The 20,368-nt window shown below is 44.0% G+C and carries 20 protein-coding genes and 1 other RNA gene; 10 read left to right on the top strand and 11 right to left on the bottom strand.

The window, feature by feature from the left end:
- Positions 1-232 precede the first annotated feature (232 nt).
- The gene (locus CVP04_RS05370) at positions 233-1,456 is read left to right on the top strand and encodes an aromatic amino acid transport family protein (RefSeq protein WP_100296493.1); all 1,224 of its coding nucleotides are present in this window, start codon (positions 233-235) and stop codon (positions 1,454-1,456) included.
- A 76-nt stretch (positions 1,457-1,532) separates the two neighbouring features.
- On the opposite strand, the gene CVP04_RS05365 is transcribed toward CVP04_RS05370, so the two are convergent.
- The 5 genes from CVP04_RS05365 to CVP04_RS05345 form a co-directional block, all read right to left on the bottom strand.
- Positions 1,533-2,363 carry an FkbM family methyltransferase gene (locus CVP04_RS05365; protein ID WP_100296497.1) on the bottom strand — a complete coding sequence of 277 codons (831 nt, stop codon included), beginning with the start codon at positions 2,361-2,363 and terminating at the stop codon, positions 1,533-1,535.
- Positions 2,364-2,498: 135 nt separating this feature from the next.
- Entirely contained in the window at positions 2,499-3,668 is a 1,170-nt protein-coding gene (locus CVP04_RS05360; RefSeq protein ID WP_100296492.1) for an FAD-dependent monooxygenase, read from the bottom strand.
- Entirely contained in the window at positions 3,665-4,876 is a 1,212-nt protein-coding gene (ubiH, locus tag CVP04_RS05355; RefSeq protein WP_100296491.1) for a 2-octaprenyl-6-methoxyphenyl hydroxylase, read from the bottom strand. Before ubiH ends, CVP04_RS05360 begins: the two co-directional genes overlap by 4 nt.
- A 9-nt stretch (positions 4,877-4,885) precedes the next feature.
- Entirely contained in the window at positions 4,886-6,205 is a 1,320-nt protein-coding gene (gene pepP, locus CVP04_RS05350) for a Xaa-Pro aminopeptidase (RefSeq protein ID WP_100296490.1), read from the bottom strand.
- 19 nt (positions 6,206-6,224) lie between these two features.
- Positions 6,225-6,782, bottom strand: a complete 558-nt coding sequence (locus CVP04_RS05345; RefSeq protein WP_100296489.1) for a UPF0149 family protein — start codon at positions 6,780-6,782, stop codon at positions 6,225-6,227.
- A 305-nt stretch (positions 6,783-7,087) separates the two neighbouring features.
- Here CVP04_RS05345 and CVP04_RS05340 point away from each other — a divergent pair, with 305 nt between their 5' ends.
- The 6 genes from CVP04_RS05340 to CVP04_RS05315 all read left to right on the top strand — a co-directional run bounded on the left by CVP04_RS05340 (position 7,088) and on the right by CVP04_RS05315 (position 10,643).
- On the top strand, positions 7,088-7,390 hold the full coding sequence (locus CVP04_RS05340; protein ID WP_100296488.1) for a cell division protein ZapA: 303 nt from the start codon (positions 7,088-7,090) through the stop codon (positions 7,388-7,390).
- Positions 7,391-7,469: 79 nt separating this feature from the next.
- A non-coding RNA gene (gene ssrS / locus CVP04_RS05335) (6S RNA) lies at positions 7,470-7,666 on the top strand.
- Positions 7,667-7,685: 19 nt separating this feature from the next.
- Positions 7,686-8,261, top strand: a complete 576-nt coding sequence (locus CVP04_RS05330) for a 5-formyltetrahydrofolate cyclo-ligase (RefSeq protein WP_100296487.1) — start codon at positions 7,686-7,688, stop codon at positions 8,259-8,261.
- Between the two features lie 122 nt (positions 8,262-8,383).
- Positions 8,384-9,166: an amino acid ABC transporter substrate-binding protein gene (locus CVP04_RS05325; RefSeq protein ID WP_100296486.1), complete on the top strand. Its 783-nt coding sequence runs from the start codon at positions 8,384-8,386 to the stop codon at positions 9,164-9,166.
- Between the two features lie 22 nt (positions 9,167-9,188).
- Positions 9,189-9,872: an amino acid ABC transporter permease gene (locus CVP04_RS05320; protein WP_423738291.1), complete on the top strand. Its 684-nt coding sequence runs from the start codon at positions 9,189-9,191 to the stop codon at positions 9,870-9,872.
- 15 nt (positions 9,873-9,887) lie between these two features.
- Complete coding sequence (locus CVP04_RS05315; protein ID WP_100296484.1) at positions 9,888-10,643, top strand: amino acid ABC transporter ATP-binding protein; 756 nt, start codon at positions 9,888-9,890, stop codon at positions 10,641-10,643.
- A 39-nt stretch (positions 10,644-10,682) separates the two neighbouring features.
- Here the strand turns inward: CVP04_RS05315 and CVP04_RS05310 are convergent, their stop codons facing one another.
- From CVP04_RS05310 to CVP04_RS05290, 5 genes are read right to left on the bottom strand one after another with little or no spacing between them, the layout of a single operon-like run.
- Positions 10,683-11,486 carry a peptide ABC transporter ATP-binding protein gene (locus tag CVP04_RS05310; RefSeq protein ID WP_100296483.1) on the bottom strand — a complete coding sequence of 268 codons (804 nt, stop codon included), beginning with the start codon at positions 11,484-11,486 and terminating at the stop codon, positions 10,683-10,685.
- A 2-nt stretch (positions 11,487-11,488) separates the two neighbouring features.
- The gene (locus CVP04_RS05305; RefSeq protein WP_100296482.1) at positions 11,489-12,544 is read right to left on the bottom strand and encodes a peptide ABC transporter ATP-binding protein; all 1,056 of its coding nucleotides are present in this window, start codon (positions 12,542-12,544) and stop codon (positions 11,489-11,491) included.
- Between the two features lie 9 nt (positions 12,545-12,553).
- Positions 12,554-13,441, bottom strand: a complete 888-nt coding sequence (locus CVP04_RS05300; RefSeq protein WP_100296481.1) for an ABC transporter permease subunit — start codon at positions 13,439-13,441, stop codon at positions 12,554-12,556.
- Complete coding sequence (locus tag CVP04_RS05295) at positions 13,431-14,396, bottom strand: ABC transporter permease (RefSeq protein WP_100296480.1); 966 nt, start codon at positions 14,394-14,396, stop codon at positions 13,431-13,433. The genes CVP04_RS05300 and CVP04_RS05295 overlap by 11 nt, the downstream gene beginning before the upstream one ends.
- Complete coding sequence (locus CVP04_RS05290; RefSeq protein ID WP_243385103.1) at positions 14,393-16,045, bottom strand: ABC transporter substrate-binding protein; 1,653 nt, start codon at positions 16,043-16,045, stop codon at positions 14,393-14,395. Before CVP04_RS05290 ends, CVP04_RS05295 begins: the two co-directional genes overlap by 4 nt.
- A gap of 114 nt (positions 16,046-16,159) precedes the next feature.
- Between CVP04_RS05290 and CVP04_RS05285 the strand changes: the two genes are divergently transcribed.
- The 3 genes from CVP04_RS05285 to CVP04_RS05275 all read left to right on the top strand — a co-directional run bounded on the left by CVP04_RS05285 (position 16,160) and on the right by CVP04_RS05275 (position 19,741).
- Positions 16,160-17,572, top strand: a complete 1,413-nt coding sequence (locus CVP04_RS05285) for a YcjX family GTP-binding protein (RefSeq protein WP_100296478.1) — start codon at positions 16,160-16,162, stop codon at positions 17,570-17,572.
- A 24-nt stretch (positions 17,573-17,596) separates the two neighbouring features.
- Complete coding sequence (locus tag CVP04_RS05280; RefSeq protein ID WP_100296477.1) at positions 17,597-18,694, top strand: YcjF family protein; 1,098 nt, start codon at positions 17,597-17,599, stop codon at positions 18,692-18,694.
- Positions 18,695-18,796: 102 nt separating this feature from the next.
- Complete coding sequence (locus CVP04_RS05275) at positions 18,797-19,741, top strand: sigma 54-interacting transcriptional regulator (protein WP_165772776.1); 945 nt, start codon at positions 18,797-18,799, stop codon at positions 19,739-19,741.
- A gap of 45 nt (positions 19,742-19,786) precedes the next feature.
- Here the strand turns inward: CVP04_RS05275 and pdxT are convergent, their stop codons facing one another.
- Positions 19,787-20,368: a pyridoxal 5'-phosphate synthase glutaminase subunit PdxT gene (gene pdxT / locus CVP04_RS05270; protein WP_100296476.1), complete on the bottom strand. Its 582-nt coding sequence runs from the start codon at positions 20,366-20,368 to the stop codon at positions 19,787-19,789.

Genomic DNA, 20,368 nt, shown 5'->3' with positions numbered 1-20,368 from the left:
GTTTAATAAAACATTTAGAGAAACCGTGAGTTGAGAGACTGACGGTTTTTTTGTTTTTGAGGAAAATGGAAAGGTGGAACTGCGGGTTTAGAAAAAGAAAACTTGAGCAAAAATCACCGCACTTTCTTAGTCTTGAACTGGCTATTTGCGGCTGTATTTGGTATAAAAACGCAGATTATTTTAATCACAGGGTTAATTAATATTGATGAGAATTAAGGAGTTACTCTCATTTATGAAAAATAAAATTTTAGGTAGTGCATTAATGATCGCCGGTACGACAATCGGCGCAGGAATGCTAGCAATGCCGCTCACTTCGGCGGGAATGGGATTTGGTGCGACATTCGCCTTATTACTCGGTTTATGGCTGTTGTTGACTTACACGGGCTTGTTATTTATGGAGGTTTATCAAACCGCTCCGCGAACCGATGTTGGTGTGGCCAGTCTTGCGGAACAATATTTCGGAATGACGGGGCGTATCTTAGCGACATTCAGCTTGCTAGTGCTACTTTATGCTTTGTTATCGGCGTATGTAACCGGCGGTGGTTCATTATTGGCAGGCTTATTACCGACAATTAATATCGGCGAACAAGATTTTACCTTACAAACAGGCATTATCCTATTTACATTATTATTGGGCGCTTTTGTCGTGATTGGCATTAAAGGCGTTGACGGGCTAACCCGCGTACTTTTTTCCGGAAAAATTATTGCATTTATGCTCGTCTTACTGATGATGTTGCCAAAGGTCAAAGTGGATAATTTACTGGCGATTCCTTTAGATAACGCATTAATTATTTCCGCCGTACCGATTTTCTTCACCTCATTCGGTTTCCACGTCATTATGGCAAGCATTAATACTTATTTAGAAGCTGACATTCGCAAAATTCGCACGGCGATATTATTAGGCACATTAATTCCGCTCGTCGCCTATGTATTATGGCAGCTTTCTACGCACGGAGTACTCAGCCAAAATGAATTTACCGCGATTTTGCAAGCAGATCCCTCGCTGAACGGCTTGGTTAAAGCAACCAGACAAATTACGGGAAGTGAAATTTTAGGCGAGGTGGTACGAATTTTCTCTGCCTTAGCTCTAATCACTTCTTTCTTAGGTGTGGCGATGGGTATTTTTGAAGGCATCGGCGATTTATTAAAACGCTTAAATCTTCCGGCGAACAGAATGTCGCTTGCTCCTTTAACCTTCATTCCGCCGCTAATTTTCGCATTATTTTATCCGGAAGGATTTATTGCCGCATTGAGTTATGCAGGGTTGTTGTTTGCTTTTTACGGATTAATTTTGCCGATCGGACTGGCTTGGCGCGCGCGTCGTTTGCATCCTAATTTGCCTTACCGCGTTGCCGGCGGCAATCTTGCTTTGGTTATCTCATTGATTACCGGTGTGATCATTATGATTATTCCGTTTTTCATTCAATGGGGTTTCTTACCGAGCGTTGCCGGATAGCAAAAAATGGGTTCGGTGTAAAATCATCGAAAAAAATACCGCACTTATCGAATCAATATAAGTGCGGTATTTTTTATTAAGAATAAGTAACGAGCGGAATGTTTTCGAGAGAAAAATGGCTATCTGCGCGTAATTCGTCCGCCAACCCGTCTTCGGAAGTGCGCGGGAAACAAGCTAAATTAAAATCTAAACCGGAAATACTTTTTTCTTGTCGAAAATAATTATTCGGTTGATAACGATCCGAAATAAACCAGTAACAACGGTAATCTAACTCGCTTAAATAGTTAACCAAACCCGCCGCTTTATCCGGATGCGCTTCCAAGAAAATGATCGGTTTATGGCGTCCGATAGTTTCTTTAGCGCCGTCCAGCACATTTAATTCAAATCCTTCGGCATCAATTTTTAATAAGGCGAGCGAATTTAATTTTTGAATTTCAGGATGGCGATCAAGACTATTGACCCGAATCACTTGTTTATCAATGACGCCGCCGAATTCTCCTTCGGTATTAAATCCTTTATCCAATGAAAAGCTACCGTAATTCCACGCCGTTTCATAATTGGACGTAGCGATTTCAATGTAATTTTCTTGTGCGCCGACACCTTCGTTATAAGTATAAACGTTGGTTAATTGATTCAATGATAAATTGCAGCATAAGTTTTGGAAAATCACCCGTTGCGGCTCAAAGCAAAACAGCTTGCCTTGCGATATTTTTTGCGCGATAGGAACGGCGTGCATACCGATATTGGAACCGACTTCAATCACATTATCGGTTTCGGACAATCGACTCAGGAAGAATTGCACCTCCACTTCCGACCATTCGCCGTAAGTGCGGGCATATTGACCGATAAAATCGCCTTCAATTAAATTGAATAATCCCCATTTGAGCTTGTGAATAGATGTGCGCATAAAAAGACCTAAAAAAAACAAAAGAACGGCGGGATTATACATTTGTTTTTTTTTTTGAGCAATTCGTTTCAATTTTGCACACTATTTCGAGTGTATTTTGCATAAAAAAACGCCGTGTTAGCGGCGTTTTATCAGTTAAATTCCCATTGCCTGTTTAATGAGTTGTTCTTTAATTAATGTCATCTTATTCGTTGCGCTGAGTCCTATACCGCGAATCAGTTTTTTCAGCGGATTTGCACCGTTAAACAGATCTTTTAACCCCTGCATCGCGATAAACATTTTAACCGCTTCGGTTTTGCGCGAACGTTCGTAATACCGCAAATAACGGTATTCGCCGAGATCAACGCCTTGCGCTAAATTCTTACTGATTTCTTGCGAAAGGCAACGGGCATCTTGAAAACCTAAATTTACCCCTAAGCCTGCAAGCGGATGAATGGTGTGCGCGGCATCGCCGATAAGTGCAATGCGCGGTCGGGCGAAATCGCGCGCATAACGTGCCGTGAGTTTGACCACATTACGTTCACCGACAAGGCGGCAAAAGCCTAATTTATTATCAAATGCCACGCTTAAACGCTTATTAAATTCATCTTCGTCACAATGTTGCAACTCGTCCGCTTGTTCCGGCGGTAGCGACCATACGATCGAACATAAATTTTCTTGATGTAACGGTAAAAATGCCAAAATACTGTCTGCGGCAAAAATTTGTCGCGCGCAATGCGTGTGCGGTTCGGCGGTTTCAACGTTGCACACCAAGGCGGAATGTCCGTAATCGCGGAAAATTAACGGCATATCCGCCTGTTTGCGTAGCCACGAATTTGCCCCGTCCGCGCCGACCACCAATTTCGCCGAAAGCATTTGTCCGTTATTTAAGGATAAAACCGCATTACTTTCGGTAATTCCGATGTTTTGCGGAAGTGCGGTGATAAATTCGACGTTTTTTTGTTCCGCCACCTTTTGCCATAACGCATATCGAATCAAATGATTTTCGACGATATGTCCCAACTGCGCGACCCCCAATCCCGCCGTGTCGAATTGAATCTGAGCGAAACTGTCTTTTTCCCAAACTTGCATTTGATCATATGCCGTCGCACGCAATGCGCAGATCGCCTGCCAAACCTCTAATTCGGTTAAAAATTCTTGGCTGGCTAAGTTTAATGCGCTCACGCGATTGGTTAGCCGTTCCGTAGGAATAGTTGGCGGAAAAGATTCCACAACGGCAATAGTTAACGGTTGCTGCGCCAAACTCGCCGCCAGCGCCAGACCGACCATCCCGCCGCCGATAATAACAAGATCAAAGGTTTTCATTGGTTCTCCTTAATGGATATTCGACCTAAAGTTGGTTTGGCAAAATGCCGTTTCAACGGTGAGCACAAACTTAACGCCGCTAAACCGAGATTTCGTCCGATTTGCAACGGTAATAAATCGTTGGCGAAAATAGAAACCAAACCGTCGGTTAAGCCGATAATTTGTTGCTGATCCGCACGCCGAATTCGTTCGTATTGCTGCAAATGCGCGTAAGCGCCGATGTCATCGCCGGTCTTATAAGCATTTGCAATGAGTTTGGATAAGGTCATTACATCGCGAATTCCTAAATTAAAACCTTGACCGGCAATCGGATGTAATGTTTGCGCCGCGTTGCCGATAAGTGCGGTACGCGTGTGAATATGCCGCTCGGCACGGTATAAATTTAACGGATATGCCGAACGTCGCCCGCATTGCCGTAATTTTCCCAAACGCCAACCGAAGCGTTGTTGTAAACGCTGGAGAAATGCTGCATCATCCGCTTCGAGTAATTCTTCGGAATTTTTAACGCACCAAACCAAGGTCATTAAATTTCCCTCGAAAGGTAATAATGCCAACGGCCCTTCCGCGGTAAAGCGTTCGAAGGCGCGGTTTTGATGCGCTTGCTGCACGGCAATGTTAGCAATAATCGCCGTTTGCTCATATTGGCGCACACATTCTTGCGCAATGCCGACCGCCGAAGCGACCTGCGAACGCGTACCGTCCGCACCGACCAACAACGACGCCTGCAAAGTGCGGTGGTTTTTTAACGCAATATCGACGTGATTGTCCGTGATTTGGATATTTTCAATTTCCACCGGCGCCAAATAATCAATATTCGGATAACAGCGAATCGCCTCAAGCAAAATGTCGCCACTTGCACTCAACGCAATCACGGCGCCTAATTGAGGTAAATGAAATTCTTGCGCATCGAATTCCACAATGCCCGAATGTCCTTTATCGGAAACGTGAATATTGCGAATCGGCGTTGCAACGGTTTGCAACGTTTGCCATAAGCTGCGCTGATCCGGCAAACGAATTTCATCAAACAAACGACAACTGCCGTCCGACAGCGCAATACAACGCGCATCGAACCCGCTTTGATTATGTTGCGCCGGCGTTTGCTTTTCCAACACGGCAATGCGCATTGCGCCTTGCGTTTCGGCGCTGAGCGCGAGCGCTAAGGTTGCCCCCGCCATTGCGCCGCCGACAATGATAACATCATATTGCATAAGCGTACTCTAAGCCATTAAGCGTTCTATGTCTTCGATTTCTTTCGGCACCGCCGAGGTTAAAATTTTATTGCCGTATTCGGTGATTAAAATATTATCCTCAATACGAATGCCGATCCCTTTGTATTGTTCCGGCAAGTCGGCGTCCGAGGAAATATATAAGCCCGGCTCGACGGTCAACACCATTCCGACTTGCAACGGACGATCGCGCCGCTTGCCGTTGCGATCGCCGTCTTGAGCATCTTTCGTGTAACTGCCGACATCGTGAACATCCAGCCCCAGCCAATGCCCTAAACCGTGCATATAAAAGCGGCGATAGGCTTGTTGCGCGATTAATTCGTCCACCTCGCCGGTTAAAATGCCTAAACGCACCAAACCTTCCGTTTTGATCCGAATGATTTCATCGCTCACTTGCTGGATATTCGCACCGGGCACAAGGCGAGAAATCGCGTGTTTTTGCGCTTGCAGCACAAGCTGATAAATTTCTTTTTGCGCTTGGGTAAATTTTCCGTTCACCGGAAAAGTGCGGGTAATATCGCCGGCATACATCGCAAATTCGCAACCGGCATCAATTAGCACCAAATCCCCGTCTTTTAACACCTGATCATTTTCCGTGTAATGCAAAATACAGGCATTTTCGCCCCCCGCAACAATGCTATTATACGCCGCATATCGCGCACCGAAACGATTAAATTCGTATAACAGCTCGTTTTCGATTTCATATTCCGCACGATTCGGACGCGTTTCACGCATCGCGCGAATATGCGCCAGCGCCGAAATTTGTCCGGCTTGTTGCATTAAAGCGATTTCGTTCGGTGACTTAAATAAACGCATTTCATCCAAAATCGGCGCCCAGCAAAAAGATTGCGAAAAATGCACCGCACTTTGTTCCAGTAGCGCATCGCCCCATTGTTGCTGCTCGCGCTTGTAATAAAGTGCGGTCAAATTTTCGCTTAATTCTGCCAATTTCTCACCGAACGTTTCAATCGGATAGGCGAAATCCACCGTCAACTTAGTCGGCGCTTTTTCCACGCCCAATCGGCGACCGTTCCAAGTTTCCATTAACGGATCGGACGGACGTAAAAAAAGATGCGTTTGTAATTCGCCTTGACGCTTAATCAGTAATAACGCCGAATCCGGTTCGTTAAAACCGGTTAAATACCAAAAATAGCTGTCTTGGCGAAAAGGATAAGCACAGTCGTTACTGCGAATTTTTTCCTGCGCGGAAAAAATTAATACGGCGGAATTATCTTTTATTTGCGCGAACACCGCCTGCCGGCGCAAAATAAACTCTTGCGCCGGAATGTTCGCTTTATAAGCGAGATCCATTTTATTTCTCCGTCAAAAACTAATGTAAAACAGGTTTTGAAGTCATTTGGTTTGAACGGTAGAACGTATAAAGTACGGTGGTTACTGTTCGCACATACTCAATTAACGCTTCTAAAGACGTTTCCAGTTCCTGCGGATCATCATCTTCGTCATAACCCAGCTGCGCAATGGCTTGCAAATCGCTCACCGCCTCGCCGAGCTCGCCGTGTTCGTGCTCCCAATCCGGACGATTGAGCGCCAAACCAAGCAAGAAGTTATTCACCCACTCCGCCAAACTGTCCGCCCGCGAAAATACATCGTCTTCATCGCTTAAACAAAGCTCGAAGTCGAAATTATTCGCATCGGACAAAGTTTGCTTAATATGTTGATACATCTGTTCCACATCTTTAAGCAAGCTCGTCGGATAGGCTTGATAATCGTTAGTCAACTGATAAACCAACTGCCTCCAGTTGTTTTCATTGACCCCGCTGCAAATCGTACCGGCTAAAAAACCGTGCAATTCCGACGGTGACGCGAAAACCCCCGCATCGTTAAGTTTCTTCTTTAATTCTGTATATAAAATAGTTTGTTTCTTCATTTCACCCTTTCCTTGCGTAAAAGTCAAAACAGTTTATCATTTTTCTGAATAGAATTATTAAATTTATTTTAATATCAATATGTTATTTCATTTATTCTATTCGTTTTAACGAAACGTTAGCAGGAGCAGAATTATCATCATATTAAGAAAACATATAATAATAGATTTATTATGTTTGCTCTGTGTCGCGCAATTATAGGTTGTTATGGAGAGTATCGTCATCAAGTTTTCTCTCATTTTTATGACGAAAAACATTTGCTATGGCATAATAAGCGGCGAATTAATTTGTTTAAGTAGAGGAACTTATGTCGTCTAAAAGCATTGAATTACCGGTATTAGGGCAGGTTTTGCGGTTGAATTGTCCGGAGGAGCAGCACGAAGCGTTGCGTCAAGCAGCAAGGGTGTTGGATCAGCGGGTATCGGAGATGAAGGAGCGGACAGGGATTTTGCAGGTGGAGAAGGTGTTGTCCATTGTTGCATTGAATTTAAGCTATGAGCTTATTCAAGAACAGCAAAAAAGTCAGCTGATTGAAAATGTGGTGATGACGAGAATTCAGCAATTGGACAGTTCGTTGGAAAGCGTTTTAAGTCAAAAAACGACCCTTTGATTAAATAATGTGATTTTGACTAAGAATTGGAGAAATTAAGCTAGTCAAGAAGATCAAATTAAGTTAGTATTAATTTAAAGATTACCTGAGGTGTTTGCCCGCGGATTACGTCCCTGAGCCGATACTTAAAACTTTATGAATTGGTTTCCTATTGTTGGTGTGCACGCTTAACTTGACTCCGGTCCTGATGTAAGAAGCCTAAAAACGATTACAACCGATTCCCTTGAACCGTAGGGTTCAAGGACCGACCATCCGCAGCGGCATCTCGGGTCCTTTCTCATTTATTTCAGAAATAATGACCGCACTTTTATCTTCACAACAACGTCGCGCAATTCGCGATGAAATTCGTAAAAAACGCCGTAATTTAACCGCACTTGAACAAATCGGCGCTGCGCATCGTGTTGCCGAACAAGCCTTTCGCTTAATTGAACGGCGGCAGGCGCAATGTGTGGCGGTTTATTTGTCTTTTGACGGTGAAATTTCCACCGAGCCGCTTATTCAACAACTGTGGCGGCAGAACATTCAAGTATGTTTGCCTGTGTTACACCCTTTTTCCGCCGGGAATTTGCTTTTTTTACATTATGAACCGGAAACATTGATGAAAAAAAATAAATTCGGCATTATCGAACCTGTGCTTGATGTGAGAAAAGTGGTGCCGATAACGCAGTTGGATATTATTTTTACACCCTTGGTAGCTTTCGACGCAAACGGCAACCGTCTGGGAATGGGCGGTGGATTTTATGACCGCACTTTATGCGGTTGGCGCGAAAAATCCTTTATTCCGGTCGGGCTGGCACATCAATGCCAACAAGTAGAATCCTTGCCGACGGAAAATTGGGACATTCCGTTAGAACGTATCTTAATCGGTTAGGTTTTACTTTTTTATAACATATTCCTGAAAGTTATTTGTAAAAAGCTTGTTTTCTTTTACAATGCCTTGGCAATATTTTTTTGATTATTGTATTCATTTTTTATTTTTAAAAGGGAACGATTATGTTTAAAAAATTAGCATTTTTAGCTGCATCTATTTTTGCCGTCGGCACGGCAACTCAAGCGATTGCTCAAGACAGTTTATTGGATCGAATTAATAATAAAGGCGTTATTACGGTCGGCACGGAAGGCACTTATGCGCCTTTTACTTATCACGATGCTGCGGGTAAATTAACCGGTTATGATGTGGAAGTCACACGCGCCGTCGCAGAAAAATTAGGTGTTACCATTGAATTTAAAGAAACCCAATGGGATGCAATGTTAGCCGGATTAAAAGGCGGGCGTTTTGATTTGGTGGCGAATCAAGTGGGTTTGACCACACCGGAACGTCAAGCGACGTTTGATAAATCCGAGCCTTATAGTTGGAGCGGGGCGATGTTGGTTGCGCGCAATGATGAAACGCGTGTTACAAAAGTTGAGGACGTGAAAGATCTGAAAGCGGCACAAACCTTAAGCTCGAATTACGGCGAATTAGCGGTGCATTACGGTGCGAAAATCGTGCCTATCGACGGAATGGCGCAAGGCTTATTATTAATCCAACAAAAACGCGCGGACGTGACGTTCAACGATTCTTTAGCCTTGTTGGATTATTTGAAGAAAAACCCGAATTCAGGTTTAAAACCGTTTTGGGAATCCGATGATAAAGTCGGTGCCGGTTTAATCGCAAACAAAGGCAATGGCGCCGCATTGGCTAAAATCAGCGAAGCTATTGTTGAATTACGCAATGACGGCACGTTAAAACGTTTAGGCGAACAGTTCTTCGGTAAAGATATCAGTGTTAAATAGTTTATTAACCTCCTTACCCTTTATGACCGACGCTCGTGCGGAATTGGTGATAAACGGTTTTTGGCCGATGGTTCAAGCGGCGGTATTGGTTTCAATACCGCTTGCTGTGGTTTCTTTTTTCTTTGGAATGATTATTGCTGTCGCGGTCGCATTATTGCGCGTGACGCCGACGGAAGGGCTTGTTCATCGCTTTTTTTTAGCCGTTGCTAAAGTCTATATTTCGATTATTCGCGGCACGCCGATGTTGGTACAGATTTCGGTGGTGTTTTACGGATTACCGGCGATTGGCGTATTTATTGATCCGATTCCCGCTGCGATTATCGGTTTTTCGTTGAATGTGGGCGCTTACGGTTCGGAAACGGTGCGTGCGGCTATTCAATCCGTGCCAAAAGGGCAATGGGAAGCGGGCTATACCATTGGAATGAGCTATATGCAGACATTCCGCCGAATTATTGCGCCGCAAGCTTTTCGTGTCGCCGTACCGCCGTTGAGTAACAGTTTTATCGGTTTGTTTAAAGATACTTCGTTGGCATCCGTTGTTACCGTGACGGAAATGTTTCGCGTGGCGCAGCAAATCGCCAATTCCTCTTACGATTTTTTACCGGTCTATATTGAAGCCGGTTTGATTTATTGGTGTTTTTGTTTTGTGTTATTTGTTATTCAAGCGCGCGTAGAAAAACGTTTGGATCGTTATGTTGCACGTTAATTCGCAAGGAAGAAAATGATTAAAGTACGCAATATTCATAAAACCTTCGGCGAAAATCCAGTCTTACGCGGGATTGATTTAGACATTGAAAAAGGTCAGGTCGTGGTAATTTTGGGGCCGTCCGGCTCAGGGAAAACCACGTTTTTGCGCTGTTTAAATGCGTTAGAATTACCGGAACAAGGTACGATCGAATTTCATCGTGATAATCCGATAAAAGTGGATTTTTCCGATAGATCCGTGCGTAAATCCATTTTACCGCTTCGCCGTAAATCCGGTATGGTTTTTCAGCAATATAATTTGTTTCCGCACAAAACGGCGTTGGAAAACGTAATGGAAGGCCCGATACAAGTGCAAAAGCGTGATCCGAAGCAAGTACGCGAAGAAGCTTTGGCATTGCTACGAAAAGTCGGTTTAGCGGATAAAGTCGATTTGTATCCTTACCAACTTTCCGGCGGTCAGCAGCAACGTGTCGGCATTGCCAGAGCCTTGGCGATTCAGCCGGAATTAATGTTGTTTGACGAACCGACTTCTGCGCTGGATCCGGAATTAGTGCAAGATGTGCTAAACACAATGAAAGCGTTGGCGAATGAAGGCTGGACGATGGTTGTGGTGACGCACGAAATTAAGTTTGCCTTAGAAGTGGCGGATTTGGTGGTGGTAATGGACGGCGGTGTGATTGTGGAGCAAGGCTCGCCTCAGTCGTTGTTTGCTCATCCTAAACACGAACGAACCAAAGCCTTTTTACATCAACTTCGAGTTGATGAACCTTAGTTAAGCAAAAGTGCGGTCATTTTTGACCGCACTTTCGCATTATTCCCGCCACGATGAATCATCAAGTACGCTGCCGAAATGGCTTTCCACTAAACGTTTGGTAATTTCGTTTTGCGGTGAAGTGAAAATCGAGCGAGTCTCGCCGTATTCGATCATTTGACCATTATCCATCACCAATAGATTATCGGCGATATGCTTGATAATACCGAGATGTTGCCCGACATAAATATATGAAATGCCTAATCTTTCCTGAATTTCTAGCATTAAATTCATCAACTGCGTTTTGACCGTCGCATCTAACGCGCCGAGCGCATCATCGGCAATAATAATTTCCGGTTCCAAAATTAAGGCGCCGGCAAGGGCAACCCGCTGTTTTTGGCTGATGGACAGCGTATTAATTTTTACATTGGCGTGATCCGGATAAAGCCCGACCAAACGCAGCGTATTAAAAATCTTTTGATTGCGCTCGTGTTCGTCTAATCGAGTGGCTAAACGCAAGGGCGCATCAAGAATCTGTCCGATATTTAATTTCGGATTGAACGCCGTATTGGGATCTTGAAACACCATTCTGATATGTTTGGCGCGGTATTGATAATCGCCGAAAGTCAGCCGATTGCCGTTAAATAAAATTTCGCCTTCCGTCGGCTTAAGAATACCGACAATCATTTTGGCTAAGGTGGATTTGCCGGAACCGTTTTTACCGATAATGGCGAGGGTTTGTTTGTGTTCTAAATTAAAACTGATTTTTTCTACGACGGCAAATTGCGTCGTACCGAAAATGCCGACGTTATCATCAAAGGATTTGGAAAGATCCGAAACTTGTAATAGAGGAACTGTTGTCATTTTTATTCCTTATCATCGTTTTTATTAACTACAAGCGGCGCGGCCGCGTCGTCTTTTTCCAAACGTTGCTTTTCTTTTAAATTCAGCGGATAGTGGCAAGCAAATTCGTGCTGTTTTATTCGTCGGGTCAAGGGTTTAACCACGCATTTTTTTTGCGCAAAAGGGCAACGCGGTCCAAGACGACAACCGATCGGCATTTGTTCCAACAGTGGCACCGTGCCTTTCAATGTACCTAATCGGCTTTTTAGCGCCAAAGGTTGTTTAAAATCCGGAATCGAATGAAGTAGCGCATTCGTATAAGGATGATGCGGCGTTTCCATTATGCTGTCTTTCGGGCCGGATTCCGCATTTTGCCCGCAATACAGCACGGTAAAGGAATCGCACCAATCGCTGATACTGTGAATATCATTGCTTGCCAACAAAATCGAGGTGCCTTGGTTTTGGTTCATACTTAATAACAGACGAAAAATTTGCACTTTGGTAATGGATTCCAAGGAATTTGTCGGTTCGTCGGCAATTAACAGGCGCGGTTGATTAGCGACCGCCATTGCAATCATCACTTTTTGTGCTTCGCCTTCGGTAATTTCATTCGGATAACTACCCATTATATCTTTATGATCTTTGATCCCGACGCGATGCAGCAATTCGATCGCACGACGTTTTTTCCAACCGAACCAATGCCACCAGCGACCCTTAAACGTCCACGCGGGGATATTTTGAATGATTTGTTTGCCGATTTTTTGGCTGGGATCCAAGCAGGCGATTGGTTCTTGGAATATCATTGAGATTTCTTTGCCGACTAATTTTTTACGTTTATTCGGGCTTAATTTCAATAATTCCACATCGTGAAATCGAAAACGATCGGCGGTGACGATCCAAGAATCTTTGACCGCATTACAGATCACTTTGGCAATTAAGCTTTTCCCTGAGCCGGATTCGCCGACCAAACCGCAAATTTCACCTTCGTTCAGGGTCAAATTCACATTGTCAACAATGCGAATTTTTCCCGAAGGCGTTTTAATGTCGATGCAAAGATTGCGAATATCCAGTAAAGCCATTGCTATTTCCTATTCATAATATTTTTCGACGGCTTTACACAGCCCGTTACTTAGAATCAGCCCGACTAAAATCGTCATAATAATCGCAATACCGGGCAGGATGACCGTCCAAGGCGCAAGGTAAATAAGTTCCAACGAATCTTTGATCATTGCGCCCCATTCCGGTGTCGGACGTTGCGCACCCAAAGAAATAAAACTTAACGCACTGATGTCTAAAATGGCGATAGTAAAAGCACGTGCGATCTCTCGAATATATTGCACATAAATATTCGGCAAAATGGTCTCGCGTAGCAACGTCCAATCCGATGCGCCTTCAAGACGAAGCATTAGAATATATTCTTTCTTTAACTCCTGTTGCACCGCTTGATAAATTTCGTGAATGAAATACGGCAATAACGCCAAGGTAATTGCCAGCATTGCGTTCATTAAACTGGCTTCCATTAATGTCGCGATAATAATGGCGATGAGCAAGATCGGAATTGATAAAAAGGCATCGAAAAAGTGACCTAATATGCGCGATTTAATGCCTTGCGACATTCCTGCCCAAATGCCGAGAATGCCGCCTGTTATCGCGGTAAAAATCACGACGATCAGCGCCGAACCCAAGGTGTAAGCCGTGCCGATAATTAAACGGCTGAGCAAATCGCGCCCGATGTCGTCCGTGCCGAAAAAGAAGCCGATTTTTCCGCCTTCCACCCAAGAGGGCGGCATTAATTCGAAACCGACGAATTGTTGGTTAGCCGAATAAGGCGCGATAAGCGGGCTAAAAAGTGCGGTCAAAATCAGCAAAATAAATAAATAAAAGCTGGCAAGCGCCACTTTATCTTGGCGAAATATCGCCCAAATATTGCGTAATACGGCGGTTTCGCGAAAATCTTCCGGTTCTCTATCTTGCATACCAACCCTTCTTATTCAACGGATCTAAAATAAAGGTGATAATTTCAACGCACAGGTTGACGATAATAATGCACAAACCGATGACGATAATACCGGCGGAAATACTGTTGTAATCTTGCACTCCCACTGCGTCAATCAGCCAACGTCCGATACCCGGCCAGCCGAATGTGCCTTCAACCAACATACATTGCGCGATCACTAAAGTGAAGAGACGAGTCATTTGCGGAATAATGAGCGGTAGCGTATTTCTTAAAATATGCTTGCGTAATACTTTCCACTGCGACCAACCTTTGGTTGCGGCGACTTTAATATAATTTTGTTCGAACAAAAATTCGGCGCGTTGTTGCACGATACGGATGATCTCCATTGTCGGTAAAATCATCAACACCAAGGTCGGCAACACTAAATGTTGTAACACATTTTGAATAATTTTAATGCGATAGGGTTCATTAATAAACCACACGTCAATAATCGGAAAACCGGTGATCGGTTTGATTTCGTAAAGTAAATTATATTGCCCGATTGCCGAAATTTCCCAGCCTTGCGTCGCAGAAAAATATAGCAAAATCGGCGCCAGCCAAAAAACCGGCATAGACAAACCTAATACGGAGGCGGTTCGAATCGTTTTGCCGATAAAATGTTTGCTGTGCGTCGCACCGAGTAACCCGAGCGGAATACCGAATAAAATTGCCAATAAAATCGCACTGAAACAAAGTTCCAATGTCGGCGGGAGCACGGTAAGAATTAAATCTTTGAGCGATTCGCCGCCGTTATAACTGATGCCGAAATCTCCCTGCAATAAACTGCGCACATAAAACAGATAACCGGAATAAAAGTGCGGTGTCGCCAACACGCTATTAAGCGGATCACGCATTAAAATAACATAACTGATCAACGAAATGATTAGCAAGGTAATGCAAAGTAGCAAAAGGTGACGAAAGAACGAAAAGATCATTTTTTATTCTCCTTTCGATAAGATAAAGTGGCGAAATTAATACTGCCGAACGGCGTCATTTCAATGCCTTGCACGCGGGCGCCGGCAACCAACACCCGTTTCACGTTCGCCAACGGAATAATCGGCACTTCCGCCAAAATCAATTCTTGTGCGATATTATACGCATTGGCGCGCGCGCGTAGGTTCGAGGTGCTTAGCGCTTTGTTCATTGCGTGTTCAAAAGGCGCGTAGCACCAATTCGATAAATTAGTGATATCGTTTACCGTGCCGCAGCTTAAAATCGGTCGCATAAAACTATCCGGATCCAAATTTCCCGCCAACCAACCGGTTAAAATCATATCGTAATCTTCGCTACGATTACGTAATTGTTGAATTAAATAGGTGCGCGTGACAGCGCGAATTTTCACTTTTACACCTGCTTCGGCTAAATCCGATTTGATTAATTCCGCCATTTTGATCGGCGACGGATTATAAACCTGTTCTTCATTCAATACCCACATATTTAGGGTTAACTTTTTCTCTTGCAGATATTTTCGCGCTTTATCAAGATTATAATCATAGGCGAAATCCGGCGTATTGATGGTCGCCGCCCAAGAAATATTCGGAATGATATTATTGGCGACCGTCGCCGTGTTATGATAAATCGCACTAATAATTCGATTGCGATCAATGGCTTGCGAAATCGCCCGACGCAAATCTACGTCTCTGATTTGCGGTTTTTCGAAATTAAACGCTAAATAAGATAAATTCATTCCTTCCGTCGATTTGATGTAATATCTTTCGTTGTATTTTTTCAACAAACCCAACTGACTGACTTCCGGATAAGAGGCAATATGACATTCGCCGTTTAAAAATTTAACTAATCGTCCGGTTTTATCGGTGGAAAGATCGATAATAATATTTTCGATTTTGGCTTCTTTTTTCCAATAATCTTCATTTTTAACTAATCTGACATATTGATTGCGGAAATAATTTTTCACCTGATAAGGCCCGGTGCCGACCGGCAGAATATCCAACTGTACCAAATTATCATCAGCGTTTAATTGCAACGCGTATTCTTGCGAGAAAATAATCGCATATTGACTGGCTAAATGGGACAAAATCGATGCATCGGGTTCGAATAAAGTGATTTGCACTTGATAAGGATTAACCGCTTTAACCGATTCGATTTTTTCATTGAGTTTAATGCTTTCGAAATAAGGAAAACGCACTTTTTTCGCTTGTTCGTGAAAAACTTGATATTGCGGATTTTTATAGGTGGTCGGATTCGTGTCCAAAGTCGGCAATGCCATATTATGACCAAGCACGCGATTGAGCGAAAACACCACATCATCGGCGTTAAAATCCCGCGTCGGAGTAAACCAATCGGTGTGGTGAAACTTCACGCCTTTGCGCAAATAAATGGTAATGGTTTTACCGTCTTCCGAAATTTGATAGGATTGCGCCAGCACGGGCTCAAGCACCGCACTGTTATTTTTAATTTCGAATAATTTATTATAGATTTGTTCCGTCACCACATTCATACTGGTTCCCGCATCGGCGGTTTGCGGATTAAAGGAAAAACCACCGGCGTGGGTGCAATAAATCAGTCCGTTACGGGTTAAAATTTCCGGAATTTTCGGCGCCGCGATTGCTTGATTCATCAGCATCGATAAGAGGGCGGCGAGAACGAAAACAAGGATTTTTCTAGTAAACATACAACCTATATTTGTGATAAATTATAGAAAGATTGTAAGATATATTCACAAAATATAGAAATAAAAATGTTTAATTATATTCAAAAAGAACTGGACGATATAATCAACCGCGGTTTCGACCGCACTTTGCGCATTGCCGTGACGGGATTAAGTCGCAGCGGTAAAACCGCCTTTATCACCAGTTTTATCAACCAACTGTTATCCGTCAATCAAACGGATAACAGCCATTTGGCGCTTTTCGAAGCAGCACGCAATCATTCCATTAGCGGCGTAAAACGCATTGCGCAACTGAATTTGAATATTCCGCGATTCGATTATGAAGCCAATATCAAAGATTTAATGCAAACGCCTGCCGTTTGGCCGCAATCGACGCGCGGCGTCAGTGAAACTCGCTTAGCGATTCGTTATCAACGTCGTAACGGGTTAATGCGTCATTTGAAGGAAAAAGGCACTTTATATTTGGATATTTTCGATTATCCCGGTGAATGGCTGCTGGATTTACCGTTGTTGGAACTGGATTATATGCAGTGGTCATTACAGCAACAAGTCTTAATGAACCACGAACAACGCGCCGAATCGGCGAAAATTTGGACGGAAAAACTGCAAAAATGCGATTTGAATGCCGTTGCCGATGAAGATATTTTGGCGCAAATTGCCAAAGATTACACCGCGTTTTTGGCGGATTGCAAAGCGCGCGGGTTACATTTTATTCAACCGGGACGATTCGTCTTACCGGGCGAGTTGGAAGGCGCGCCGGCGCTTCAATTTTTCCCGTTAATACATTTAACGCCGACCCAATGGCAACAGCTTAAAACCACGGCGAAAGCGGACAGTTATTTCGGCGTGTTGAACAAACGATACGATTATTATCGTCGGCATATCGTCAACGGATTCTATCGGGATTATTTTTCCACCTTCGATCGCCAAGTGATTTTGGCGGATTGTCTTACCCCGTTAAATCACAGCCGACAAGCGTTTCACGATATGCAAGAAGGTTTGCACCAATTATTCGGCAATTTTCATTATGGAAAACGCACTTTGCTTAATCGCTTGTTTTCGCCGAAGATCGACAAATTAATGTTTATCGCCACCAAAGCGGATCATATCACCAACGATCAACTACCGAATTTAATCAGCTTAATGCGCCAATTAGTGCAAGAAGGCGGGCGTTATGCGGAATATGAAGGCATTCGCACGGAATATACGGCAATCGCCGCGATTCGCGCCACGCAACAAGTTACAGTGAATCAAAATGGCAAAACCTTTAAAGCGATCCAAGGCGTGCGTTCGAAAGATAAGCAAAAAGTCACGCTGTATCCCGGTTCTGTGCCGAGCAAATTGCCGAATAATGATTTCTGGCAGCGACAAACATTCGATTTTGATCAATTTGAACCGCAAACACTGGAAGTTGGTGAACCGATCCCTCATTTAAGAATGGATGCCGTGCTGCAATTTTTGCTGGCGGATAAGTTGGATTAACAAGCGAGTTATTTAGGAAAGAATATGCAAAAACAAATTTTTGATGTCGATCATTTGTCGCAAGAACCGGCGGACGACGAATTTATCGCCAAGCAAGAATTCGATCAGACGCAAGTGCATATCGAGCCGGATATACTGCAAACGGAGCCGTCGGCAAACCAAGAAACCGAAGAAAATATGGCACGGATCCTACGTCCTCAACCGCGTTGGTGGAAAAAAATCTTAGCCGGTACAGCAGTTTTATTCGGCGTCGCGACGGTGGCGCAATCCGTGCAATGGCTGGTGGATACTTGGATGCAACATCAGTGGATTTATTTTGCTTTTGCGTTGGTGGCGTTTTCCGTCGTGGTATTGGGCATCGGCGCGATTGTGAAAGAATGGCGACGTTTGGTGAAACTGAAACGCCGAATGATTTTGCAGGAAAAAAGCGCTCGATTATTGCGTCAAAGTGCGGTGGATTTTAAGCAAGATTCTGTCGAGCAAGGTGCAGAACAGGGTAAAACGTTATGTTTGGCGATTGCCGAGACAATGAACATAGACCCGCAAACAGCGGAAATGCAGCAATGGCAAAAGCATTTCAACGATGCTTATTCCGCACAAGAAGTAGCGCAGCTGTTCGGTCGCACGGTGTTGGCGCCCTTGGATCAACAAGCGAAAAAACTCATTAGCAAAAGTGCGGTGGAATCTGCCGTTATTGTTGCGGTCAGCCCGTTAGCGCTGGTGGATATGTTTTTTATTGCTTGGCGCAACATTCGTTTGGTTAATCGATTGGCGAAAATTTACGGCGTCGAGCTAGGTTATTTCAGCCGTATTCGCTTATTACGAATGGTGTTGCTAAATATGGCGTTCGCTGGTGCCACGGAAATCGTGCAAGATATCGGAATGGATTGGCTGTCGCAAGATCTGACCGCAAAACTCTCGGCGCGCGCGGCACAAGGTATCGGTGTCGGTTTATTAACCGCGCGTTTAGGTATTAAAGCGATGGAATTCTGCCGCCCGCTATTATTCGAAGCCGATGAAAAACCGCGTTTGTCGGTGATCCAAAAAGAACTGTTAACCACCTTAAAACAAACGATTTTGGGCGGAGAGAAGATCAAACAAAAATCGAATGTGTCATCTTAAAGTGCGGTTGTTTTTTGGCATTATTTTAATCTGTAAAATAAACTTTACATTTTGTGTAAAAAGTTTACAATAAAGACAATTAATTTAAGTAAGGATCAGCAAATGTTGGCAAAAATTCTTTCCTTTAACGATATTGTCACGCAAAGCGATAAAATGCGCACTTTGGTGGAAAATGCCAAAAAATTCGCCGTGCTTGACGCACCGTTGTTAATACAAGGTGAAACCGGCACGGGAAAGGATCTTATCGCCAGAGCCTGCCACCGGTTCGGTGCGCGTAAAGACAATAAATTTATCGCCGTAAACTGCGCCGGTTTGCCGAGCGAAGACGCCGAAAGCGAAATGTTCGGTCGCGCGGATAAAGATAATCCCGCCATCGGCTTTTTTGAATATGCCGACGGCGGCACGGTGCTGTTGGATAGTGTTGCCGAATTACCTCTGCCTTTACAAGCGAAATTATTGCGCTTTCTTAACGACGGCACTTTCCGCCGTGTCGGTGAAGAAAAAGAACATTACGCCAATGTCCGGGTGATTTGTACCTCGCAAGTACCGTTGCAGCATTATGTGGAAGAAGGCAAAATGCGCGGCGATTTGTTTCATCGTTTAAATGTATTGAATTTGAATATCCCGCCGTTGCGCGAGCGCCAAGAAGATATTGAAGAACTGACCCGTATTTTTATTGCGCAAATCAGTCAAGAACTCGGCATTTTAGCACCGCACTTTGATGAAAAATTTATCGCCTATTTGCGTTGTTATCCTTGGGCGGGCAATGTGCGCGAGCTGTACAATACGCTATACCGTGCCTGTTCGTTGGCACAAAATAATCAATTATCCATCGCCGATTTAAATTTAATCGAACAAGAAATTTTGCCGGTCAACGTGGAACAATTTGCCAATGAGACTTTGGAAGAAATTATGAATAAGTTTGAAGCGATGGTGTTGCGTAAATTTTACGAACAATATCCCAGCACGCGCAAACTCGCCACACGTTTAGGCGTATCGCATACGGCGATTGCGAACAAATTAAAGCAATACGGTATCGGAAAATAGTCAAGCAAAAAGAATTCGTCAGCGCAAATGCCGACGAATTTTTTTCTAAATCATCTCTAAAAACAGGCGCAGAATGCTCGGATCATCGGTTAATTCCGGATGAAAGGCGCAGGCGAGCAAATGATTTTGTTTTGCCAACACGGGGTGTCCTTCGAATTCTGCCAAAATTTCTACCGCACTTGAGGTCGTCGCGCGAATAAAGGGCGCGCGGATAAATACCGCAGGCACCGGTTTTGCCAATCCCGTGACCGACAAATCCGTTTGAAAACTCTCGGTTTGTCGCCCGAACGCATTGCGTTGCACGCAAATATCCATTAAGCCCAAATGCACGGTTTCGTCGTTTTCCAGTGATTTAGCTAATAAAATCATTCCGGCGCAAGTACCGAAAATGGGTTTATTTTGCGCTGAAAAGCGGCGAATAGCATCGATAAAACCATAAAGTCGCATTAATCTGCCGATGGTCGTGCTTTCGCCGCCGGGGAGAATTAACGCATCCAATTCGTCCAGTTGTTCGACTTTTTTCACCGCCACGGCTTGCGCGCCTAAGGCTTCGATTTGGCGCAAATGTTCTGACACCGCGCCTTGCAAAGCAAGCACGCCGATTCGATAAGAAGAATAATCTTTCAT

Source organism: Caviibacterium pharyngocola, assembly GCF_002795405.1.
Classification (GTDB): domain Bacteria; phylum Pseudomonadota; class Gammaproteobacteria; order Enterobacterales; family Pasteurellaceae; genus Caviibacterium; species Caviibacterium pharyngocola.
This window is presented reverse-complemented; position numbering and strand designations above follow the sequence as displayed.